Source organism: Salinivibrio sp. MA351 (assembly GCF_001996065.1).
Taxonomy (GTDB): domain Bacteria; phylum Pseudomonadota; class Gammaproteobacteria; order Enterobacterales; family Vibrionaceae; genus Salinivibrio; species Salinivibrio costicola.
This window is the reverse complement of the sequence record NZ_MUFG01000002.1, coordinates 76,020-95,037: the sequence shown is the minus strand read 5'-3', so window position 1 is coordinate 95,037 and position 19,018 is coordinate 76,020. Positions and strand designations below refer to the sequence as shown.

26 protein-coding genes and 1 pseudogene are annotated in these 19,018 nt (G+C 46.9%); 17 read left to right on the top strand and 10 right to left on the bottom strand.

Translation table 11 applies throughout. The features are described from left to right. Positions 1-71: 71 nt before the first annotated feature. From BZG78_RS01820 to BZG78_RS01785, 8 genes are all read left to right on the top strand, one after another. Entirely contained in the window at positions 72-881 is an 810-nt protein-coding gene (locus tag BZG78_RS01820; RefSeq protein ID WP_077660224.1) for a hypothetical protein, read from the top strand. Positions 882-956: 75 nt separating this feature from the next. After that, positions 957-1,310 (top strand): hypothetical protein, encoded by a 354-nt coding sequence (locus BZG78_RS01815; RefSeq protein ID WP_077660223.1) that lies wholly within the window; start codon positions 957-959, stop codon positions 1,308-1,310. A gap of 117 nt (positions 1,311-1,427) precedes the next feature. Further along, positions 1,428-2,609: a hypothetical protein gene (locus BZG78_RS01810; RefSeq protein WP_199877153.1), complete on the top strand. Its 1,182-nt coding sequence runs from the start codon at positions 1,428-1,430 to the stop codon at positions 2,607-2,609. A gap of 121 nt (positions 2,610-2,730) precedes the next feature. Then, a complete protein-coding gene (locus tag BZG78_RS01805) occupies positions 2,731-3,063 on the top strand; it encodes a hypothetical protein (RefSeq protein ID WP_077660222.1) in 333 nt (110 codons plus the stop codon). 116 nt (positions 3,064-3,179) lie between these two features. Then, the gene (locus tag BZG78_RS01800; RefSeq protein WP_131826063.1) at positions 3,180-3,521 is read left to right on the top strand and encodes a hypothetical protein; all 342 of its coding nucleotides are present in this window, start codon (positions 3,180-3,182) and stop codon (positions 3,519-3,521) included. A 151-nt stretch (positions 3,522-3,672) separates the two neighbouring features. Beyond that, entirely contained in the window at positions 3,673-5,025 is a 1,353-nt protein-coding gene (gene yegD, locus BZG78_RS01795) for a molecular chaperone (RefSeq protein ID WP_077660220.1), read from the top strand. Between the two features lie 45 nt (positions 5,026-5,070). Further along, positions 5,071-5,628: a nucleotidyltransferase domain-containing protein gene (locus tag BZG78_RS01790; protein ID WP_077660219.1), complete on the top strand. Its 558-nt coding sequence runs from the start codon at positions 5,071-5,073 to the stop codon at positions 5,626-5,628. Between the two features lie 57 nt (positions 5,629-5,685). Further along, positions 5,686-6,057, top strand: coding sequence for an MmcQ/YjbR family DNA-binding protein (locus tag BZG78_RS01785; RefSeq protein ID WP_069590957.1), 372 nt, complete (start codon positions 5,686-5,688; stop codon positions 6,055-6,057). An 83-nt stretch (positions 6,058-6,140) separates the two neighbouring features. Here the strand turns inward: BZG78_RS01785 and BZG78_RS01780 are convergent, their stop codons facing one another. Next, the gene (locus tag BZG78_RS01780; protein ID WP_077660218.1) at positions 6,141-6,524 is read right to left on the bottom strand and encodes a hypothetical protein; all 384 of its coding nucleotides are present in this window, start codon (positions 6,522-6,524) and stop codon (positions 6,141-6,143) included. Between the two features lie 111 nt (positions 6,525-6,635). Here BZG78_RS01780 and BZG78_RS15555 point away from each other — a divergent pair. The 9 genes and pseudogenes from BZG78_RS15555 to BZG78_RS01735 form a co-directional block, all read left to right on the top strand. Continuing rightward, positions 6,636-6,728, top strand: a pseudogene (locus tag BZG78_RS15555) (cytidine deaminase); the annotation flags it as partial. A gap of 169 nt (positions 6,729-6,897) precedes the next feature. Next, positions 6,898-7,440, top strand: coding sequence for a GNAT family N-acetyltransferase (locus BZG78_RS01770; protein ID WP_077660217.1), 543 nt, complete (start codon positions 6,898-6,900; stop codon positions 7,438-7,440). 74 nt (positions 7,441-7,514) lie between these two features. Then, positions 7,515-9,599 (top strand): M13 family metallopeptidase, encoded by a 2,085-nt coding sequence (locus BZG78_RS01765; RefSeq protein WP_199877152.1) that lies wholly within the window; start codon positions 7,515-7,517, stop codon positions 9,597-9,599. A gap of 84 nt (positions 9,600-9,683) precedes the next feature. Beyond that, on the top strand, positions 9,684-10,229 hold the full coding sequence (gene rimJ / locus BZG78_RS01760; protein WP_199877151.1) for a ribosomal protein S5-alanine N-acetyltransferase: 546 nt from the start codon (positions 9,684-9,686) through the stop codon (positions 10,227-10,229). Between the two features lie 57 nt (positions 10,230-10,286). After that, positions 10,287-10,502, top strand: a complete 216-nt coding sequence (locus BZG78_RS01755; RefSeq protein WP_069362674.1) for a DUF4177 domain-containing protein — start codon at positions 10,287-10,289, stop codon at positions 10,500-10,502. Then, positions 10,502-10,726: a membrane protein insertion efficiency factor YidD gene (gene yidD, locus BZG78_RS01750; protein WP_069587062.1), complete on the top strand. Its 225-nt coding sequence runs from the start codon at positions 10,502-10,504 to the stop codon at positions 10,724-10,726. Before BZG78_RS01755 ends, yidD begins: the two co-directional genes overlap by 1 nt. Beyond that, entirely contained in the window at positions 10,727-11,119 is a 393-nt protein-coding gene (locus tag BZG78_RS01745; RefSeq protein WP_021022756.1) for a hypothetical protein, read from the top strand. Positions 11,120-11,122: 3 nt separating this feature from the next. Next, positions 11,123-11,755: a nucleotidyltransferase family protein gene (locus BZG78_RS01740; protein WP_077660215.1), complete on the top strand. Its 633-nt coding sequence runs from the start codon at positions 11,123-11,125 to the stop codon at positions 11,753-11,755. An 89-nt stretch (positions 11,756-11,844) separates the two neighbouring features. Then, a complete protein-coding gene (locus BZG78_RS01735) occupies positions 11,845-12,267 on the top strand; it encodes a GNAT family N-acetyltransferase (RefSeq protein WP_077660214.1) in 423 nt (140 codons plus the stop codon). A gap of 135 nt (positions 12,268-12,402) precedes the next feature. Here BZG78_RS01735 and BZG78_RS01730 read toward each other — a convergent pair whose 3' ends face one another. The 9 genes from BZG78_RS01730 to BZG78_RS01690 all read right to left on the bottom strand — a co-directional run bounded on the left by BZG78_RS01730 (position 12,403) and on the right by BZG78_RS01690 (position 18,774). Then, entirely contained in the window at positions 12,403-12,894 is a 492-nt protein-coding gene (locus tag BZG78_RS01730; protein ID WP_077660213.1) for a DoxX family protein, read from the bottom strand. Positions 12,895-12,897: 3 nt separating this feature from the next. Then, entirely contained in the window at positions 12,898-13,662 is a 765-nt protein-coding gene (locus BZG78_RS01725) for a DNA-binding domain-containing protein (RefSeq protein ID WP_077660212.1), read from the bottom strand. Next, positions 13,659-14,516, bottom strand: coding sequence for a DUF692 domain-containing protein (locus BZG78_RS01720; RefSeq protein ID WP_077660211.1), 858 nt, complete (start codon positions 14,514-14,516; stop codon positions 13,659-13,661). The genes BZG78_RS01725 and BZG78_RS01720 overlap by 4 nt, the downstream gene beginning before the upstream one ends. A gap of 7 nt (positions 14,517-14,523) precedes the next feature. Continuing rightward, a complete protein-coding gene (locus tag BZG78_RS01715; protein ID WP_077660210.1) occupies positions 14,524-14,826 on the bottom strand; it encodes a DUF2282 domain-containing protein in 303 nt (100 codons plus the stop codon). 294 nt (positions 14,827-15,120) lie between these two features. Continuing rightward, entirely contained in the window at positions 15,121-15,324 is a 204-nt protein-coding gene (locus BZG78_RS01710) for a zf-HC2 domain-containing protein (protein WP_198532923.1), read from the bottom strand. Continuing rightward, entirely contained in the window at positions 15,321-15,938 is a 618-nt protein-coding gene (locus BZG78_RS01705) for a sigma-70 family RNA polymerase sigma factor (protein WP_077660209.1), read from the bottom strand. The genes BZG78_RS01710 and BZG78_RS01705 overlap by 4 nt, the downstream gene beginning before the upstream one ends. Further along, positions 15,935-16,147 carry a nitrate/nitrite transporter NrtS gene (gene nrtS, locus BZG78_RS15460; protein WP_199877150.1) on the bottom strand — a complete coding sequence of 71 codons (213 nt, stop codon included), beginning with the start codon at positions 16,145-16,147 and terminating at the stop codon, positions 15,935-15,937. The genes BZG78_RS01705 and nrtS overlap by 4 nt, the downstream gene beginning before the upstream one ends. Positions 16,148-16,433: 286 nt before the next feature. Then, a complete protein-coding gene (locus tag BZG78_RS01695; RefSeq protein ID WP_077660207.1) occupies positions 16,434-17,276 on the bottom strand; it encodes a universal stress protein in 843 nt (280 codons plus the stop codon). Positions 17,277-17,286: 10 nt separating this feature from the next. Then, on the bottom strand, positions 17,287-18,774 hold the full coding sequence (locus BZG78_RS01690) for a SulP family inorganic anion transporter (protein WP_077660206.1): 1,488 nt from the start codon (positions 18,772-18,774) through the stop codon (positions 17,287-17,289). Positions 18,775-19,018: the final 244 nt, after the last annotated feature.

Below are 19,018 nucleotides of genomic sequence, written 5' to 3'. Positions count from 1 at the left end.
AGGGCGTATAACGATTTTGACAAATCGAGCACGCACACTAATACAATGTTAAATTTCTTAAGGCATCTAGCATGGAAGAACAAATTGAATCGTATTTGACGACAGATTTTGAGAAAAAGTTGTTTTCAGCATCGGTGGCATACTTAGAAAACAAAAACGACCCGCTTAGAATCAATAGTTTTGCTTATTCCCTGAGGGAGCTAATACGCAATATTTTTGATCGTCGCGCTCCAGAGGATAAGGTTAAATCTTGCTCTTGGTTTAAAGTAGAAACAGATAATGGAAAACCAAGCAGAAAACAAAGGTACATCTACTGTGTGCAAGGTGGCCTAGGCCATGATTTCGTTAAAGAAGAGCTTGGAATGGATGTTCTCGAGCCATGGAAAGAAATCAAAGAAACAATAGACTCCCTTTCAAAGTTCACACATGTTAATGACTCGACTTTCGATATAACAGACGCAGAATGCGAGAAGCTATCCGAAGAAGCCCTTGTCATATTATTATCTATTTTTAACATGGTCGAAGATACCAGGAGTGAATTACATTATGAGCTGTCTTCTCATATCGATAGTGAATTAATGAGTACCTTTGTATCAAATAGCATGCCTGACATCGATATTCTGAGTCACAGCAGCTATGTGGAACACTCYGAGGTTACTGACTACGAATTGGTTGATATTGATAATCGAGAGCTTACTTTTAAAGGTGAAGGGAATGCCCATGTTTCTCAAAATTACGGGAAAGGTGAAGATGCATGTGAAATCAATGAAGAATACCCCTTCGAATTCACAGGCTCTAGCAGCGTTACTAAGCCATATGATTTATCCATACCGCCAGAATGTATTTCAATAGATGTGAGTAGCTGGTTTGGAGACGAATAATTTAACAAGAGCGTCAATTAGGACGCTCGCAAGCTCGCGCCTATTACGCGAGCGTTAGCAAGAAGAGCACTAAGAATGTCTACATCCTGGGACCAAAAAAAATTTGATCGTTGGCAAGAGCTTCGCAAGAGCCTTAAGGAGTGCAAGCGCGCGAAGGAGTATGCGCAGGTTATCGAGGTGGCCGAAAAGATCATAGATTTAGATAAAAAGGCACCGTTCATTCGCATAATGACGCCTCTTTTCCACAAGGAAATTGGTGCGGCGTGCGAAAAGCTTGGCGATCTAAATAAGGCTATTAAAAACTATCAACTTGCCGTGGACGGGTTCGAAAAATACCGAGAGTCTAGCGACCTTAATAAGCCGGATGACTGGTTAAAAGATATTCAGTCTTTGAGTAAAAAGATTGAACGGTTGCAGTCAAAGCTATGAGCATCTTCAATGCTAACAAGGCCAAGCACCGCGACAGCTTTTCCGTTGCGGCTTCGCCTCCACTACAAAGCTGCGCGTGTTGGCGGCGTTATGTGATTTTGAAACGGAGTGCATAGATTGAGAAAAGAAGATATTAAGAAAAAGATTTTGGATCTAGCTATTGCGCAGTGGAACCAATCTTTTGGTGGTACTTCGGCTTTGGATATATGCGATAAAATTTCAGTATCAAATGAAGAAGTAATGCGAGAAATGGAGTCTCTTTGCAAGGATAAAAAAGGCACAATAAATGCTAATGTTGAGCTGTGTGCCATAAGAATTGATCCTGAAAATCCAAAATTTGAAATTCCTAAAGAAAGCACCACAACTCACGTATTCTTTCCAAGCAAAGAGTTGCTAGAAGATCATTTCTATGACTCCAAGTTAGTCCGAGAAGGTTTTCCTGAATATAAAAACAGACTGCATTGTGGTGCCCACCAGCTCGAACTTGTAATGTTCTCTGAAGAAGTCCTTTCGCGTTATTTTGACCACCCAGAGTGGTATGAAATTGATGACTCATTATCTGGAGGACATATATGGGCGAAATCGGAAGCACCTGAAAACCGATACTTGTACGTGAGGCATGGAAAGCGAAAGCTAGATAATGGCCAATCGGCAGTTACCGCGATTTTTAAAGATTTGTATGCTATGAGCCCTGAAGAACAAAGACATTGGCATGCATATGAATTAAATGAAGCGAGTTTTGATAGTAATGATCCAAATTTTGCTCGATTCGTCGTTCGAACATATGATGGCGCATGTGTTGATTCCCCTAAGCCTATTCAAGAGGTATTGAACCGAATTACTGAAATTAACCAACTATTCGGTGAAGAGCTACTGTTCAAAAAGTACCAGAACGATCACTTTAGGCCACCCGTAGAAAATACAAGAAAGTCATACTACGACAGCTGTAGTGAACTCTATAAGCTGATTGGTCCTGATAGCTTAAATCAAAAGCTAATCAAAAATATCCTAAAGAAAGAGTTTTCCACTGCGGATGGTGAGCTGATTCATAAAGAATCAAAAAGACCACTAAGTACAATCCAATTGCTTGAATTATTGGAAGAAAAAATGGGTGTTGATGGAGTTATTTCCAGCAAGATTAGGTTGATCGGCAAAGATCGCATGGAGGCAGATCATAAGATTACTTCTTCAGCTGTAGAAGAGCATAACTTTACAGAAGAGTTTATTTTTCTCTGCCAAAAATTTTCTTGTGCAGCCAATCAATTCAAGCACAAGCTCCAGCAGCATGCACTCACATAACAAACGCATGTTGTCGGGCTGGTTTTCCGCTGCGCTCTAAACCAGCCGCAAATGCGGGCGTTATATTTTTAGCGGTAGCAAGTATATTAATCACAAATATCATTAAACAAAGGAGATGATAATGAAGAAAGTTGTAAAAGCTGCAGTATTGACAGGGCTCTTAACTCTGACAGGCTGTGCTTCGTATAGCCCGTGGGATTCGATGCCTCACCAAGAAGCAAGCGCATGGCAAGGTATTGGAGTACAAGCATATGATGCAAAAGCTCTTCGTAGTAGCGGTTTTACCCCAACTGATGCCAAAGATTGGATTCAAGTAGGTATCAAGTCTCCTAAAAAAATTATTGAATGGAATAAAGCAGGATTTTCTCCGCGAACAGCATCAAAATGGATCGATAAAAACTTCACACTAGAAAAAGCTATCTCATTTAAAAAACAAGGGTTAACCGTTGAGTAAGTAAAAATATAACAAGATAATCAAACGGAAAATATACAGTTGGCTCGCGCTCCGCGCATTATAGCCAACTGTAAATTTCCGCTTATTATGGCGTTATATACACGAAGGACAATGAAGTGATGCTGGAATTTGTAGAAATAGGATTTTTGGATGAATCAAATTGCGACTTTAGCGAGTTAAAACACGATATCGGGGTCTACAAGGCAGAGCTTGCTGGAAAAGTTGTGTATGTTGGTAAGGCAACGGAACTCGATAATGGTGGCTTAAGAAAGCGCTTGAGAGATTATACAAGAGTTTCAGATAGTGCACGTAATTTTCCTGCCGGAATAGAAATGAATAGATACGCAAGTCAAATAGTTATATATGTTATGAAATTTCCTAGAGAAATAGAGTCGGTTGCTGAAATTGGGCAAAAAGAAGCCGAGCAAATCATGTCCTTGAGGCCAACTTGGAATTAGAGCGCATATAACAACAAACGCCTCAAGAGGGACTGTCAACGCGTGGCGTTTCGCAGCGACGCCGCGACTGATTGGCCTCTGTAGACGGATGTTAGAAATCCCGCGACGGTTGAGGTAGCATTGCCGACTTTTTCTGCGGTGAGAGGCATTTATGTATATCGGCTTTGACTATGGTACAGCCAATTGTTCGGTGGCGAAGATTGAAAACGGTCAACCGACGCTGTTACGCCTAGAAGGGGACAGCTCGTTTATTCCTTCCTCCCTTGCCGCACCTACGCGCGAATCGGTGTCTGAGTATCTGTTTCGTCATCGGGGCATCAAGCCGCTAGATACGATTGGCGAGCAGATGTTGCGCCGCGCCATCCATGTAAACCGAGAGGAAAGCATTGAACTTGAAGCGGAGGACATGGCGTTTGGTCAAGCGGCGCTCGATCGTTATCTCGATGATCCGCGTGATATGTACTACGTGAAATCCCCTAAATCTTTCCTTGGCGCGTCAGGTTTACGTGATGCCCAACTGCGCTTTTTTGAAGACCTCGTATGCGCAATGATGGATAACATCAAAACCCAAGCCGAACACCAAACTCAACAGAGTATTCATGATGCGGTGATCGGTCGGCCGATTAACTTTCAAGGCCGTGGAGGCGAGGTGGCAAATCGCCAAGCCGAAGGTATTTTGCTCAATGCGGCTAAGCGGGCGGGCTTTAAACAGGTTGAATTTCAGTTTGAACCAGTTGCTGCCGGCCTGGACTATGAAGCGACACTGAGCGAAGACCAAATCGTTCTTGTGGTCGATATCGGTGGGGGCACCACAGACTGTTCATTGATTGAGATGGGGCCATCATGGCGCGGTAGTAGCGATCGTAGTGCAAGTTTGTTAGCGCACAAAGGTCAGCGTATTGGCGGCAATGACCTAGATATTGCGTTGGCATTCAAACAAATGATGTTCCCGTTTGGGATGGGCAGTAAGATGGAATCTGGCATTGAGATGCCGATTACGCAGTTTTCCAACCCCATCGCGATTAACAACGTACAAGCGCAAAACGACTTCTATGCGTTTGAAAACTTGGCGGTGCTCAAAGGGCTGCACAAGCAAGCGAAAGAGCCACATAAACTGACCCGTTTGCTTGAGGTGTATCACGAGTCACTGGGTCACAACATTGTCCGTCGTGCGGAAGAGGCAAAGATTGCGTTGTCAGATCAAGCTGCATACCGAGCGGGTATTCAACTCTTCTCAGAGCGCGTGGATGTTGATGTATCGCGCGATAGCATGATTGATGCGATTGAGGCGCCCAAACGTAAGATGATCGCCTTAGTGCACGATGTGGTCGCTCAGGCCGGTGTAAAGCCTGACGTGATTTTTATGACAGGTGGCTCGGCGCGCTCGCCCTTTTTACGTGAGGCTGTACAAGCAGAGTTGCCGAACATTACTGTAGTGAGTGGTGACTACTTTGGCTCAGTCACCGCAGGCTTAGCGCGTTGGGCGGAAGTCTGCTTTAAGTAAGCCCAACAGCCGTTGCGGCTCGTTCAAAACAATAAGGAAATAACTATGATTCAGGATGACGTAAACGGACAGCATTTACCTTTGCAGCAGGCATTGATTGAATCAGCCTGCGCCGCGTTTGCTTCAGAACAGGATGTGATTGCGGCAGTATTAGTCGGCTCTCTTGCCGCGGGCAAAGGCGATCGCGTGTCCGATGCGGATATTGTTGTGTTTACACAGCACGGCTTTCATCGCTCGGCAGCGTCATGTTTTGCGCGCTTTGAGGCAGGGAAAGACATTTTCTATTGCTTGTCCGGTGATCACAATGAACAGGCGATGTTTAAAWAATATATTTTCACGGATCTAACCAGTGCCGAAATCCATTGTTTGGACGTGAGTGAGCCATTTCAGCTCGCGCAGCCCTTTATTGTTTTATTTGATAAAGCAGACATCGTCCCAGCGCGAGTGACGGATGAGCCAGCCCCTAAGCACGAGAACTTTCCTGTATACACCAGCGGGGATGAAGGGCTGATTTGGGAGCTTTTTGATTGCATCAAATGGCTGAGCCGTGGAAATAACTCGTTAGCAAAAGGCTACCTTAAAAAGCTGTCAGCCGCACTGTAACTGACAGAAACAATACTGCTTCCTACCTTGTCATTGAGGCGTCGAAAGGAGAGCCACATGGACCATTCTACATTTAATCAATATTGCAGCGCGTTTACGGCCGCGACACATGTGGTGCAGTGGGGCAACTCAGACGTCTGGAAAGTGGGTGGGAAAGTCTTTGCCATTGGCACCAGTAGTAAAAGCGGTCAACCGGCGTTTACCTTTAAAACCTCGCCAATGAATTATGCCTTTTTGTGCGATCTTGAGGGTTACATACCGGCGCCGTATTTTGCTAACCGTGGTATGAAATGGATTCAACAAACCCACACCACTGGGGAGCTTGATGAAGACTTAAAGTACTATGTGGCGCAATCGTATCAGCTTGTATGTCAGGGCTTGAGTAAAGTGAAACGAGCCGAGCTCGGCGTCGATGAGAACAGTCTTTGATAGAGGCGCTGGACAAGCCATTCAGGGTTGGCAAACGCTGGCAATAATAGGAACCCATCTTAGCGAAAACTTCCGTATTTTGACTAGAAATCATGCACCAAGGTGGGGGTGTTGGCGCGAAATAGTTTTGTTAGGACAGACTTATATCGCCAACCCAATGCCAGTAGTCGTTTCGCTAAGCTTTGATTTTGAATGGTGGCAACTTCAATGCCGCGGTAGTGATGCGGATGCGCTTGAATATAGTCGATAAACGCCGTCAGCACCCCTTGGCCGCGAACGCCGGGAGCAAATTGTAGCGAAACAATCGATAATCGCTGACTACCGATCGGACAGTGAACCAGACAATAGCCGAGTGGGTGCTTGATCGCGGTGGAGAGCTCTGGAAAAGCGCGCATCTGGTGACGTTGGGCCAATTGGTCATAGCCGAGGCATAGGTGGTCAAGCAATTGCCGAGCGTTATCATCCATCGAAGTGTCTCTGAAGAGGTCGAAACGTAGCCACCATATTAAGGACTTTATTTTTTCTAAAAACAGAAAAGCGCAAGCCTCGTATTTACCTCTTTTGGGCACAATAATTGCGTAAAAGCCGCGATTTCTACGCCAGACAACCAGCTAGTTTTTAAAACTGTGCGCGAGCTCATGCTGCACCATTGGTCGTTAGTGAATGACGAGTGTGCACCAGCATCGGTATGCTTTTATTATCGATGTATGAGAAAACGCGCTTCGCGGCGACGTCGTCATAACTACCCCTACATAGCAGCGAAACGATTAAAATACAGTCTGGATAAGGTACGTAGCGCGATAATAATCAATGTATGCGCTGATAAAATAGGAATTAAACATGTTTCCAGCCACATGGCGCTCTAAGCGTTTGTGTTTTAGTGCGTTTGAGTACAGTGATGCAAAGCGCGTTAAAGCACTGTTTGAGCAAAATCAGCATCTGCAATATCAAGATCCCACGTTTAAGCCTTGGTCGTTATCCACCTATCAATCATTGATTGCCGACAGTGCGGAGAAAAAGGCGCCTGATGTGGAAGACGCCTTTTATCTTCGTCGCATTCAAACCCATGACGGTAAAGATATCGGCTATCTGCAAATCTCGCTCAATGCGCCGGATACACAGAGTGTTTGGCTGCCCATGCTCACTATTTCTCCAAGATATCAAAAGCATGGCTATGGCAGCGAAGCGGTTGCGAGCGTGATTGAAACCGTGCAAGCTTATGGGGACTATCGACGCATGGGGGTGAATGTTTATGCCGAGAACATTCGGGCGTTTCGATTCTGGTATCAGCAAGGGTTTTGTCGTATTACCCATTTTGAACCCGAGCAAGACGAGGGGCGTGATTATCACTGTGTGGTGCTCTATCGAGACCTTATGTCGTGAACAGCGCATGTCTTTTCGGGAATCGGCAAGATTACGTCGCTTGAGCCATGTTATGGAAGGAATTAGGTAAACGAATGATGAAAAATAAATCAGTCAACCGAGTGCGATTTAAGCGAGCCGCGATGGGGGTCGCGTTTGCACTAGGCGTGATGAGCCTGGTGCCTGGGCAGGTGTACGCTGCTAACACCACACACGCTGAAGTACAGCGCGAATCAGGTCTGTATCTACAAGATTTTGATCGATCGGTTCGTCCGCAAGATGACTTGTTCCGTCACGTGAACGGCACTTGGTACGACCAAACCCAAATCCCCAGTGATATGTCCAGCTATGGTGCGTTCCGTATCTTGGCTGAAGAAAATGAAAAGCGTCTGAAAGGCATCATTGATGAGCTGGTGGCACGTGATGATCTCAAGCCTGGCTCCAATGAGCAAAAGCTGCGTGATTTTTATCTTAGCTATATGGACCAAGATAAAATTGATGCCCTAGGGGTGACGCCAATCAAACCTGAGCTCGATCGTATTGCCGCGATTTCCTCGAAGCCTGCGTTGATTTATGCGATGGCCGATTTGCGACAAGTTGGCGTTGGTATCCCGTTTAGTTTTTATGCGTGGGCCGATGCGAAAAATCCTGACTATAACGCCCTGTATTTAAGCCAAAGCGGGTTGGGCTTGCCGGATAGAGACTACTATTTTCGCGACACCGAGGACGCTGAGCGTATCCGCACCGCTTACAAACGCTATCTCGAAGATATGCTGCGCTTAGCGGGTTACGATCAGGCCAAACAACGCGCTGATCGAATTTATCAGCTGGAAAAAATGCTGGCAGAACACCACTGGACACGCGCTAAACGCCGTGACGCGCAAGCAACCTATAACAAAATGCCAATTGAAGCGCTCAATCAGTTGATGGGTGGGTTTGATTATGCGCGCTTTGCCAAACGCGCGGGTATCGACAAAGCCGATGAGGTTGTGGTGCGCATGCCGTCTTATTTTGAGGCGCTAGGGAAGGTGTTTGAGCAAACCAGTTTGCAAGCGTGGCAAGATTATCTCACCATCCGCACCCTCAATGCGTTTGCACCGCGCCTAAACCATGAGCTGGTTGAACGTCAATTTGCGTTCTATTCCAAAACCCTTAACGGCATTCCTGAGCAGCGTGACCGTTGGAAGCGGGGCGTGCAAGCCACCGAAGGGGTGCTGGGTGAAGCGCTCGGCCAAGAATATGTCGCCCGCTATTTCCCACCGCAAGCCAAAGCACGTATGGAAACCATGATTGATAACCTGCGTGCCGCGTTTAAAGACTCGATTGAATCCTTAGCCTGGATGAGCGATGAAACCAAAGCGAAAGCATTGGATAAGCTGAGTAAATTCACGCCCAAAATCGGCTACCCAGAGCAATGGGAAGATTACAGCGCGCTGACCATCAACGCCGATGACTTGATTGGCAACAGCAAACGTGCCGCACGCTGGGGCTATCAAGATATGTTGTCGCGTATTGGTGCGCCAGTCGATCGCAAAGAGTGGGGCATGACCCCGCAAACGGTCAACGCTTATTACAGCCCAACCGCCAACGAGATAGTGTTCCCCGCCGGGATCTTACAACCACCGTTTTTTGATATGAATGCGGATGATGCCGTGAACTACGGCGGTATCGGCGCGGTGATTGGCCATGAAATGGGGCATGGTTTTGATGATCAGGGCTCGCGTTATGATGGCGATGGCAACCTATCAAACTGGTGGACGGATGAGGACCGGGCGCGCTTTGATGCACGCACCCAAAAGCTGGCCGAGCAATTTAGCCAGTTTGAGCCATTGCCGGACTTGTTCATTGACGGCAAAGTGTCTTTGGGTGAGAACATTGGTGATTTAGTCGGCTTGACCACCGCCTTCCGCGCCTATCAAAAATCGTTGCAGGGTGAATCGTCTCCAGTGATGGACGGGTATACCGGCGAGCAGCGATTCTTCCTCAGCTGGGGGCAGATTTGGAAAATGAAGATGCGTGAAGATGCCTTGCGTGAGCGCGTGTCGCTGGGTCCGCATGCGCCACCGCAATATCGCGTGCTCGGTGCGCCGCGCAATGTCCCTGCATTCTATGAAGCCTTTGATATTAAAGAAGGTGATGGCATGTATTTACCCGAAGATCAGCGGGTGAATATCTGGTAATCTCGGATGCCGCCACAAGGGCGGCATTTTTTGCGATAGATGTTGGTACTGTCCGTCGCGCGAACCGATGCAAGGAGGCTCCAAGTGCTAAGCACGCCAAGGACGAGACTGGTTTTACTTCCCCCAGAAAAAGCCGACATGATGGCGCAGTTTTATCAACGAAATCGTGCTCACCTTTCCCCATGGGAGCCCATACGTCCTGCCGCATTTTATCGCGAAGACTATTGGCATCGCGCGCTGCAAGAAGCGAAAGACTTGTTTCAACAACAGCAAGCCTTCAAGTTTGTGATTTTGCATCATGAACGGGACGATGTGATAGGGGTGTGCAATTTTACTAATGTCATTCACGGCGCCTTTAAAGCGTGCCTGTTAGGTTATGCCGCTGACAAGCATTATCAAGGGCAGGGCTACATGCACGAAGCCATCCAAGCAGGCATCCGTTTTGTATTTGATCAGGTTGGGTTGCACCGTGTGATGGCCAACTATATTCCGGACAACACGCGCAGTGAGCGGCTACTTACCAAGCTGGGGTTTGAGCGCGAAGGCTATGCTCGCCGTTACCTCAAGATCAATGGCCGCTGGCAAGATCATGTCCTCACCGCCAAACTCAATCCTGCAATGGAAGAGTGAGTCGTGGAATCACCAGTCGGACATTCCGTTTTATCCATTTAACTGTCAGGAGAAAAAATGAGTCAGTTTACTGAGTACAAAGTTGTTCATATTGTTGAAGGTGGTTGCGGCACCTTATTGCTGGGCTCAAGTGGCTTGCCGTTGCAACGCCTCGAAGCCGAACTCAATCAATACGCGCAAGATGGCTGGCAGGTTGTTTTTCAAGTCATTGAAAAGAAACGTTACATGCTGTTTTGGCAGCGTGAGGCAGTGATTGTCACCCTAGGTCGCTAATGCTCAAGTATTTGTCGCTTACGTTGATCCATCGTTACCAAGCTAAAGGTGGATCAAAGAAACTGTTCAATATTGAGTGTAATTTCGAGCCGAGCTGCTCGGAGTACACGCGCCAAGCGATCGAAAGATACGGCGCACTTCGCGGCTGGCAACTCGGATTGGCGCGCATTCGCCGCTGTAATAATCCCAATGCGATTGAAAAAATTCACGACGAGGTGCCTTAGATGCGGATAACGCAACCATGGCAAGAGCTGAAAACACAGGAAGCCTTGCTGCGTGATCAAGTGAATGGCTTAACCCCAAGCCAGAAAAAACGCTATTTTGCCGAGCAAACCAGACAACTGAAAGATCCAGACACCTATGCGGTACTCAATTGGGCTTTCTTAGGGGGATTCCATCATCTTTACTTGCGAAAGTACCGGTTGTTTATCGTAGAATGTACGTTATTGGTAATCGCCATTATTGGCTTAGTGATGAGCCAGCCGTATTTCGCTCTGATTTTGGTTGGTTTAGTGCTATTTGAATTACCACAGCTTTTTTTGGCCCAAAAAATTGCCAGGCAGTACAACTACCATGTATCACGCTCAATTTATGAACACGTCCGCCACGGTGATTAATCCATGAAGCGCCGTCGGATCCGTAAACGCCACCAGCATCAATTCTTTTTATGCCAGAAGACATATCGTCGCGCTTTAATTGATTTAATTGAAGCAGATCCTGTGAGGATGCGAGCATTACGATGTGTTCAGTCTCTCAATTTGCCTCAGTGCTATATCGCCGCCGGGTTTGTGAGAAACCTTGTCTGGGATGCGATGCATAAATATCCGCCCAGTGCGCTGAATGATATCGATGTGATCTACTATGATCCGAGCGATACCAGTCGTGAGCGTGAGCAATATCTTGAAGGGTTACTACAAAAAACCATGCCAGAGATTGCCTGGCAAGTCCGTAACCAAGCACGGATGCACGAAAAGCATCACGACCCCGCGTATGCTGGCACCCTGGACGCCATGCGATTTTGGCCTGAAAAAGAAACGGCCATTGCGGTCCGTCTCGATATGAATCAGCGCTGTGAGATCATTGCCGCGTTTGGGGTTCAGTCGCTGTTCGAGTTGAAGCTGAGCCATAACCCGGCACGGCCATGGGCGGTTTTTCAGCAGCGTATTGAAGAAAAACAATGGTTAACCCATTGGCCTAAACTGACCGTGACCACCCAGTGCTCAGTCGCTGCCAAGCCGATTGATGAAGAGTAAAGCCAAATAGAGTGCGCCTTGGCACAGATTGGCGAAAACACAAAGGGCATACTATCCCAATCTTCTGATTGGTAAGTAAATGGATGACAATGAAATACCGCATGGACGCAAGCCCGAGTGATGACGATATTACCGCTATCCGTCAGGGGCTAAAACAAAGCAACGCCCCCTTCTTGGCAGGTCTCCCTGAGGGCACGCTTGCCGGCTACGCCTATAATGAAAATAATGAGCGCATCGGTGGCATTGTTGCCAATACCTGGGGCCAATGGCTATTGATTAAATACCTTTGGGTCGATGATGCTTTTCGCCATCGTCATGTCGGCAGCCATCTATTAGATAATCTGGAAGAATATGCCAAGGACATAGGCTGTAAAATGGCGTTTGTCGATACCTTCAGCTTTCAAGCCAGACCCTTCTATGAAAAGCACGGTTATCAGTGCCAAATGACATTGACGGACTATCCTGTTGATCATGCACTGCACTTTATGACCAAGGTGCTTAACGAAGCTTAACGGCCACAATTGTCTTGTTCGTTATGTCAGTAGTAGAGAAATAATAGCTGATTCAATGAAGCAGGCCTAGTAAGTGCCCACTACAGGTGATTTCTACGCTCGCAAGGCTAAGTACGAAAACTTTATACGCATGCTTTACCTCGCAACAAACCAGCGTTTCAAAAGGTGATCAACGGAAACGCGCCCTGGCCCATGCGCAATTAAAAAAAGCAAAACGGCCGCCCATACACCATGTGTCGCGTATGCATCTGGGTAGACAAATACCTGTATAACCGCTGTCATTCCAAGTAACGCCAATGCAGAAAACCGTGTAGCAAGCCCTATTAAAATAAGCAGTGGAAATAAATGCTCGGCAAAAGCGGCCATGGGGGCAGCGATCTCCGGTGGAATGAGTGGCAATTGATATTCATAGCGGAATAGAGCAAGCAATGAATCAGAATAACGCGGCCACCCTAATTCAAACTCACCAGCAATAAGGTCAATCGACAGTCCTTCTATCTTCGTTTGGCCTGATTTCCAAAAAATAGCCGCAATAGAAAAACGCGCGAGTAACGCGATGAGTGTATTGGGTATGCATGTAAATAAGGTGATGGATGATTGAATCCATCTCACAAGGATTAATAACATAAGTCACTCTCTCATAGGTCGCACATTGACAATACATTCATTTTTTAGCAGCCACGCTAAGGTGTCAGAAAGTTCAAGCTCACCGACCCGCTGCACAGCATCAGCAAAGGACAACCCTTCTTTGAGCAGTGAGATAAATCGAACTGTGTGGTGATCAAAGCGTGTAATGTCTACGCGCATATTTTGTCTGATTAATACAACCGCTTCAGATACTGCAAGATCAATGTGAGAGAGATTGACGGTCTCATGTTGATGCGCGGCCCAAAGAGAAGCGACTGGATACTGAGAGCAAAAAGTCGATAAAGAAGGATGTAGTTCAATCGTTGTTTGCGCTAATGCATCACCATTGGCAAGCCATGCTGCTAGCGCTTCCTGTGCCATAGGGGTAGCATCTTCGGCATGCCATGCCGCCACTCTCATCCACTCTAACCGTGCCACGTCAGCGAGATAAGGCAGACTAGACGCGGGCGGAAAAGTATAGATAAAACCAGGAAGTTCAGCACCATACCACACTAAAACAGGCGAGCTTGGCGGATGTGTGCGAATAAACTCGCGAGCCATTGCAAACAAAAAATCATCGCCAACTAACGCTTGAACCACTGGAAAGCTATCAGCAAGCGCCTCCGTTAAGGAAACAATGACATTGTTTCGATAGACGGCAAAACGCTGTGTGGGATCGGATCCATTCCATGTTGTTAATCCTTCTGGACACGAGGGCATTGAGGAGAAAAGATCAGTCGTCCATTGGGCTTGTCGATCTATGCTCATGCCTTCTCCCGCGTCTGCATCATCATAGATTGTGCGTGTTTCGCTTCCGCCGCTAAGACGGAAAATGGCGGTATGTTATTATCACGCTCGATCAAGGTCGGCGTGGGTCCGATGCATTCAATCACAAAACGGTACCAATGCCACACGTCTTGGCTAATGGGAGCGTCATGGCTATCGATTAAAAGCGGGGCACCTATCGAGTCCACATCCGTGGCATGACCGGCAAGATGGATCTCCGCGACTGCATGCAAGGGTAATGTTTGAAGATACGAAGCCATATCGTGTCCGTGATTCACACAAGAGATGTAGGCATTATTGACATCAAGCAGTAAACCACAGCCTGTGCGCTTGATAATGTCATCGATAAAGTCTTCCTCAGCCAATGTGGAGTCAGAAAACGCCACATAGGTGGCGGGATTTTCGAGTAACATTCTGCAACCTAGCTTTTCTTGAACACGATCAATATGGTCACAAACCCGTGATAGTGTTTTTTGATGATAGGGGGCAGGCAGTAAGTCGTTTAAAAACGTACCTTGATGAGAAGACCAAGCAAGGTGTTCAGAAAAAACGGCTGGCTGATAACGCTCAATTAAGGTAGACAGCCTCTCTAGATGCGCGTCATCCAACGGGTCTTCTCCGCCAATCGATAATCCCACACCGTGAATCGAAAGCGGGTAGTGGGCGCAGATCTGTTCGAGATGATGATGAAATGGCCCGCCAGCCACCATATAGTTCTCAGCATGGATTTCAAAAAAGCCAATATCAGGCTGAGTATCGAGGATGGTTTGAACATGTTCAGGTTTCAAACCAACCCCGACAGACAGAGGTAGGCGGGATAGCGTTGTCGCAGTCATCGTGTGATCACGCGTTCTTTTCTTCGAAAGGTTCTAGCTGACCAAACCCTGTTGGCGACGTTTTCGAAGCTGTTTGTTCACAGGTCCCTTTAGGCACCAGTGACCAGGCATTGCCTTGATAATCTCTGACTGATGTACCGGCACATGAGGTTCCTGGCCCGGCTTTGCAATCATTTTGTCCCTTTAAGGCAACGCCGTAGCATTTTTCTTTGTCTTTCATTCCCGACGCCTCAGCAGGCGCTGCCGCCATGACTAATGCGGTACTCAGAGCAGTGACTAGTGACGCTGAAACTATGGCTTTGTTCATCATATCTCTCCATTGCTTTTAGCGATTTTCATTGAATCAATAAGATAGAGAAAGAGAGTACGCAATGTGATGGTCATAATCTCATCACGGCTTGCGACTGTTTCCTTGTCTCTACTGATTTGTCGTGTATACCTATCCGTTTCTTACACATATTTTGAAATTATTTTTTGGTAATCATTGTTTACTGTAGAAGAGATAAGATAATTTGTATGGTTTTTCATACGTTCTTCACGAAAAAGTATGGCAAAACATTATGTGACTAATGATAACTGGGAACTGTCGGCGGAGGTTGGGAGGTTATGAGTCTTGATTGTTGTCGGGACTATCGCCATTGACAAACTGCTTACTGATTTGTCGGATTGTGCCCATTTGCTTACCAAAATGACGGCACCCCGAACACATCGATGTATGAACAGTGAGCGCTGCTTTTTCTTTTATCGTCAGCTCACGGTCCAAAGCGTCAGACAGTAAGCGAGTGGCTTGTTGACAGTTCATCATCATTGCCGTGCTCCTCGAAACCATTTGTTTTCTAAACATTCTCGCAATCTTAGTCGTGCTCGATACAGTAAAACGTGCAAGTTACTCGTGGTGATCGCCAAGTTTTGACATATTTCATCACTCTCTAGCTCGACAAATTCTCTCATCATAAAAACGCGCGCTAAGTTTTCAGGTAATGCATGTAAACACGTTTCAAAGACCAGCCAGAACTGCTCATCCTCTGCTGACTCCATCGGCGTTGACCATCGCTCTGGACGCTCATCAGTATGCCAATACCCGCGCTGAGTAAACAGCACTTCATCGAATGCATCTGATTCATCATTGACAGGTTGGCTTACATTGATTTCCCTCTGACCTTTTCGCAGTATATCTATGATTTTATTCTTTAAAATAGCGAAGACCCATGTTTTAAACGCGGATTGACGACTAAACTTATCGATACTCCGATAGGCCGCCAATAATGCGTCTTGCACCGCATCCTCTGCTTTAGCATCGTTTCTTAATTGAAGCTGAGCAAACTTAAACATCTCTTTTCTTAGGTGGCTAATAAATTGCGGATCCTCAAACACTTCATCACTGATATCCGATAGAGATCGCATGTTCAGATCGGTACTCATGATCGGGTATCCTCGCGCATATCTATCTTGGCTGCGCTGTATGAAGAGACGCAATAAGGAACCAGATAATTGAGTAACACTTGCCCCCATGCAATCGGACTCTCGCCTAATAGAGCATGGCCTTGATTGATAACATTGAGTATCGTTCCAACCACAAAAGCCACTTTAAGCGCTGTTTGTATAATCGGCCATCGAAGCGCGACGGACATGATTTTTATCATCGATTTTCTCTACTTTTATATAGCGGTCTACTTCGACTCTAGTTGAAAAAATCAAGATTTAATAACTGTCTGTGCTCAATGGATGACACCACACCAAGAAAATTGTGACCAGACTTCTGCGCACAAAAGCAAGAGCGCGTTTTGAATGCCGTCACAGAACGCTACACCGCCAGACAATGTCGTAGCGGTATGACCTTTAATCGTCTTGCGGATTAGGGGATATAGAAGGGGTAAAGCGGCGGAGTAGCACTCCGCCTAGATATATAAATAACCGTTATCGAATCAATAACAGAGGGACGGGCGAATCAATCACAATGCGTGTGGTGGTGCTACCCACAAACAGCTGACGCAGCTTGGTATGACCGTAAGCGCCCATGGTGATTAAGCCCACATTTTGTTGCGCTTGGTACGCCAACAGAGCCTGAGCGGGCTCACCCGATAAACGTGCTTGAACAACATCGACACCTTGGGCGGTTAAGCGTTGGGCTGCACGTTCAAACGCCTCTGAATGTGCGTCGTTATCCACCATCACCAAATGACAGGTCATGCCCTTGAGAAGGGGCGTGTTCAGCGCTTTCTCCACCAGCTTTTCACTGACCTCACTGCCATCAAACGCGAGAAGGTAGCTATCGGGTGGGGTGACATCCCCGGTGGCAATCAAAATATGATTGTGAATACGGCGGACGACGCTTTCGAGTTGCGATCCAATCGCTTTGGCATCGTTCTGGTGCAAATCACCGGACCGGCCAATCACCAGCACCCGCATGGTAGATTCAAGCGCTAGCAAAGATTCAAGCAAGTGGCCATGTTGCTGCAAGCGCGTGACCTCGGTCAGCCCCTTTGATAGTGCCACTTCTTCACACTCATGCAGCAGGGCCTTGCCATGTTGCAAGGCCAGTTTGGCACGCTTTTCATCCAGCTCGGTCAGCTCATTCATGAGCTGATCGCGACTGCCTAAACCAATACTGCCTGATAACTCAGAATCGCTACTCGCGGGCTTTTCCAACACATGCAAAAAGGTCAGCGGTGCAGACAGGCGTGAAGCCGCCCAAATGCTGAGATCCGTTACCGATTGGGTGTACGATGCACCATCAATACAAGCAATAATTTTATTCATCGTGCGCTCCTTAGTGTCCACCCATCATTTTTTCCACTTCTTCCGGATTATCATGGACGCCAAATTTGTCCACAATGGTGGCGGTTGCTTCATTCATGCCCACTAAATTCACCTCGGTGCCTTCACGGCGGAATTTAATCACCACGCGGTCGAGCGATGAGACGGCAGTAACATCCCAAAAGTGCGCATCAGAGAGATCAATGGTGACGCGTTCAACGGCTTCTTTTAAATCAAACGATGCAATGAACTGCTCGGAAGAGGCAAAAAAGACCTGCCCAACAACGCGATAGGTACGCTCGTCAGCTTGGGTTTGCTCGCTTTTAACCACCATAAAGCGACCAATTTTATTGGCAAAGAACAAGGATGCCAATAACACACCGACCAAAACACCAATGGCTAAGTTATGGGTTGCCACCACCACAATCACGGTGGTGACCATCACAATATTGGTCGATAAAGGATGGGTTTTAAGATCTTTGATAGAGCTCCACGAGAATGTCCCAATCGAGACCATGATCATTACCGCCACCAGGGCCGCCATGGGGATCAACTTAATCCAGTCGCTTAAAAACACCACCATGATCAACAGGAGTGTACCGGCACACAGGGTGGATAAGCGTGAACGACCGCCGGATTTGATGTTAATGATCGATTGACCAATCATCGCACAACCGGCCATACCACCAATAAAGCCGGTGGCAATGTTCGCGATACCTTGGCCTTTACACTCGCGGTTTTTGTCACTACCGGTGTCGGTCAAATCGTCCACAATGGTGGCGGTCATCATCGATTCGAGCAAACCGACTACCGCTAGTCCCGCTGAGTACGGGAAAATAATCATCAAGGTTTCAAGGTTAAGCGGCACATCGGGCCATAAAAACACCGGTAAGGTATCTGGCAACTCGCCCATATCACCCACAGTCCGAATATCTAACCCAACGCTAATAGCAAGCGTCGTTAGGACCAAAATACACACCAATGGCGATGGCAATAATTTACCGACCACAGGAACGTATGGGAACAAATAGATAATGGCTAATCCTGCCAGCGTCATGGCATACACGTGCCACGTCACATCAGTGAGCTCGGGTAACTGGGCCATAAAAATGAGGATCGCAAGGGCGTTAACAAACCCAGTGACCACCGAGCGTGATACAAAGCGCATGAGATCGCCGAGCTTGAGGTAACCGGCCAGAATTTGCAAAACACCCGTTAGTACGGTGGCGGCCAATAAATATTCAAGACCGTGCTCTTTGACCAGTGTCACCATCAGTAACGCCATGGCGCCGGTTGCCGCAGAGATCATCCCAGGTCGGCCACCGACAAAGGCAATGATCACTGCAATACTGAATGAGGCATACAGTCCCACTTTCGGGTCGACACCCGCAATAATAGAAAAAGCAATCGCTTCTGGAATTAACGCTAGAGCTACCACAATGCCAGCCAGCACGTCACCACGCAGATTGGAGAACCAATCACGTTTCATCGTTTCAATCATGAACAGTCTCAGTCTTTTAAAGGAATATGATTATACAAGGTGAAAAAATAAGGCGGGAACGACTAGGGCGGCGTCATGCGCATGGCAACTCCCCTTTATAAATAAAAAACGTGATGATAGTCATTGACTACTCTCTATTCAAGACCCAACCCCAAATATCGAGGTTTAATCGCCAAGCTCATCGTTAAGGTACTACCAAAAGCGGTTTTTAAAGATAAATTTGACGATATTACGATTATTTTGT